Source organism: Streptomyces sp. NPDC104226, assembly GCF_055584085.1.
Genome location: NZ_JBVJMS010000025.1, coordinates 2378 through 5177 on the forward strand (window position 1 = coordinate 2378; position 2800 = coordinate 5177).

Consider the following 2800-nt stretch of genomic DNA (forward strand, 5'->3'; position numbering starts at 1 on the left):
TGGGCGAGTCAGAAACCGTTGGTGTAGTCGAAGGACATGCGAAAGGTCCGGCGTAGAGGGTAAGACCCCCGTAGACGAAACATCAGCGGCTTGCTTGCTCATCTCCCAAGTAGCACGGGGCCCGAGAAATCCCGTGTGAATCTGGCGGGACCACCCGCTAAGCCTAAATATTCCCTGGTGACCGATAGCGGATAGTACCGTGAGGGAATGGTGAAAAGTACCGCGGGAGCGGAGTGAAATAGTACCTGAAACCGTGTGCCTACAAGCCGTGGGAGCGTCGGATGCACTTGTGCATCTCGTGACTGCGTGCCTTTTGAAGAATGAGCCTGCGAGTTAGCGGTGTGTAGCGAGGTTAACCCGTGTGGGGAAGCCGTAGCGAAAGCGAGTCCGAATAGGGCGATTGAGTTGCACGCTCTAGACCCGAAGCGGAGTGATCTAGCCATGGGCAGGTTGAAGCGGAGGTAAGACTTCGTGGAGGACCGAACCCACCAGGGTTGAAAACCTGGGGGATGACCTGTGGTTAGGGGTGAAAGGCCAATCAAACTCCGTGATAGCTGGTTCTCCCCGAAATGCATTTAGGTGCAGCGTCACGTGTTTCTTGCCGGAGGTAGAGCACTGGATAGGCGATGGGCCCTACCGGGTTACTGACCTTAGCCAAACTCCGAATGCCGGTAAGTGAGAGCGTGGCAGTGAGACTGTGGGGGATAAGCTCCATGGTCGAGAGGGAAACAGCCCAGAGCATCGACTAAGGCCCCTAAGCGTACGCTAAGTGGGAAAGGATGTGGAGTCGCAGAGACAACCAGGAGGTTGGCTTAGAAGCAGCCACCCTTGAAAGAGTGCGTAATAGCTCACTGGTCAAGTGATTCCGCGCCGACAATGTAGCGGGGCTCAAGCGTACCGCCGAAGTCGTGTCATTGCAGCAGAAGCCCTAACGGGTGTTGTGATGGGTAGGGGAGCGTCGTGTGCCGGGTGAAGCAGCAGCGGAAGCTAGTTGTGGACGGTTCACGAGTGAGAATGCAGGCATGAGTAGCGATACACACGTGAGAAACGTGTGCGCCGATTGACTAAGGGTTCCTGGGTCAAGCTGATCTGCCCAGGGTAAGTCGGGACCTAAGGCGAGGCCGACAGGCGTAGTCGATGGACAACCGGTTGATATTCCGGTACCCGCTTTGAAACGCCCAATATCGAATCAGGCGATGCTAAGCCCGTGAAGCCGTTCCGGACCCTTCGGGGAAAGGAAAGTGGTGGAGCCGGTGACCCAGACTTGTAGTAGGTAAGCGATGGGGTGACGCAGGAAGGTAGTCCAGCCCGGGCGGTGGTAGTCCCGGGGTAAGGGTGTAGGCCGAGGGGTAGGCAAATCCGTCCCTCATATAAGGCTGAGACCTGATGCCGAGCCGATTGTGGTGAAGTGGATGATCCTATGCTGTCGAGAAAAGCCTCTAGCGAGTTTCATGGCGGCCCGTACCCTAAACCGACTCAGGTGGTCAGGTAGAGAATACCGAGGCGTTCGGGTGAACTATGGTTAAGGAACTCGGCAAAATGCCCCCGTAACTTCGGGAGAAGGGGGGCCAGTCCTGGTGATCGGATTTACTCCGTGAGCTGGGGGTGGCCGCAGAGACCAGCGAGAAGCGACTGTTTACTAAAAACACAGGTCCGTGCGAAGCCGTAAGGCGATGTATACGGACTGACGCCTGCCCGGTGCTGGAACGTTAAGGGGACCGGTTAGTACACTTTCGGGTGTGCGAAGCTGAGAACTTAAGCGCCAGTAAACGGCGGTGGTAACTATAACCATCCTAAGGTAGCGAAATTCCTTGTCGGGTAAGTTCCGACCTGCACGAATGGCGTAACGACTTCTCGACTGTCTCAACCATAGGCCCGGTGAAATTGCACTACGAGTAAAGATGCTCGTTTCGCGCAGCAGGACGGAAAGACCCCGGGACCTTTACTATAGTTTGATATTGGTGTTCGGTTCGGCTTGTGTAGGATAGGTGGGAGACTTTGAAGCGGCCACGCCAGTGGTTGTGGAGTCGTCGTTGAAATACCACTCTGGTCGTGCTGGATGTCTAACCTCGGTCCGTGATCCGGATCAGGGACAGTGTCTGATGGGTAGTTTAACTGGGGCGGTTGCCTCCCAAAAAGTAACGGAGGCGCCCAAAGGTTCCCTCAGCCTGGTTGGCAATCAGGTGTTGAGTGTAAGTGCACAAGGGAGCTTGACTGTGAGACCGACGGGTCGAGCAGGGACGAAAGTCGGGACTAGTGATCCGGCGGTGGCTTGTGGAAGCGCCGTCGCTCAACGGATAAAAGGTACCCCGGGGATAACAGGCTGATCTTCCCCAAGAGTCCATATCGACGGGATGGTTTGGCACCTCGATGTCGGCTCGTCGCATCCTGGGGCTGGAGTCGGTCCCAAGGGTTGGGCTGTTCGCCCATTAAAGCGGTACGCGAGCTGGGTTTAGAACGTCGTGAGACAGTTCGGTCCCTATCCGCTGTGCGCGTAGGAATATTGAGAAGGGCTGTCCCTAGTACGAGAGGACCGGGACGGACGAACCTCTGGTGTGCCAGTTGTCCTGCCAAGGGCATGGCTGGTTGGCTACGTTCGGGAGGGATAACCGCTGAAAGCATCTAAGCGGGAAGCCTGCTTCAAGATGAGTATTCCCACCTCCTTGAGAGGGTAAGGCTCCCAGTAGACGACTGGGTTGATAGGCCAGATGTGGAAGCCCGGTAACGGGTGGAGCTGACTGGTACTAATAGGCCGAGGGCTTGTCCTCAGTTGCTCGCGTCCACTGTGTTAGTTCTGAAG

At 56.3% G+C, this 2800-nt stretch carries 1 rRNA gene (only partly in view); it reads left to right on the top strand.

The window, feature by feature from the left end:
- Positions 1-2768, top strand: a 23S ribosomal RNA gene (locus ACZ60J_RS39390); it begins 430 nt to the left of the window's first position.
- Positions 2769-2800: the final 32 nt, after the last annotated feature.